This window comes from Pseudomonas juntendi (assembly GCF_009932375.1).
Lineage (GTDB): Bacteria > Pseudomonadota > Gammaproteobacteria > Pseudomonadales > Pseudomonadaceae > Aquipseudomonas > Aquipseudomonas juntendi.
This window is the reverse complement of sequence record NZ_BLJG01000502.1, coordinates 1-427: the sequence shown is the minus strand read 5'-3', so window position 1 is coordinate 427 and position 427 is coordinate 1. Positions and strand designations below refer to the sequence as shown.

General features: G+C 67.0%; 1 protein-coding gene. It reads left to right on the top strand.

All coding sequences use genetic code 11. The annotated features are described in order from the left end of the window. On the top strand, positions 1-427 hold a 427-nt coding region (locus GYA94_RS26950), incomplete at both ends, for a methyl-accepting chemotaxis protein (RefSeq protein WP_174824225.1).

Genomic DNA, 427 nt, shown 5'->3' with positions numbered 1-427 from the left:
CAGCGCCTGCGCCAGGGCGGCGACATAAGCCAATACCAGTCCGCCGTGGAGGTCAACGCCCTGCTGCAGCAAGCCCGCTTCCAGGTACGCGGTTATACCTACAGCGGCAATGCCGAGTACCAGCAAACCGCCTTCAAAGCCATCGACCAGGCCTTGCTCGAACTGCGTGCCCTGCCGGCCAAGGTGCCGGCCGACTATGCCGCCAGCCTGGACGACGCTACCACTGCCATGGGCGGCTACCGGGATGCGGTCAACCAGTTCGGCGCTGCCCAGACTGCCAGCGATCAAGCCTTGCAACGCATGGTCGAGCTCGGCGCCGCGCTGCTGCAGACCAGCGAGGCGATGACCACCTCCCAGACCGCCGTACGGGATAGCGCTGCCGCCCAGGCCAAGACCCTGCTGCTGATCGCCACCGTGCTGGCGCTGG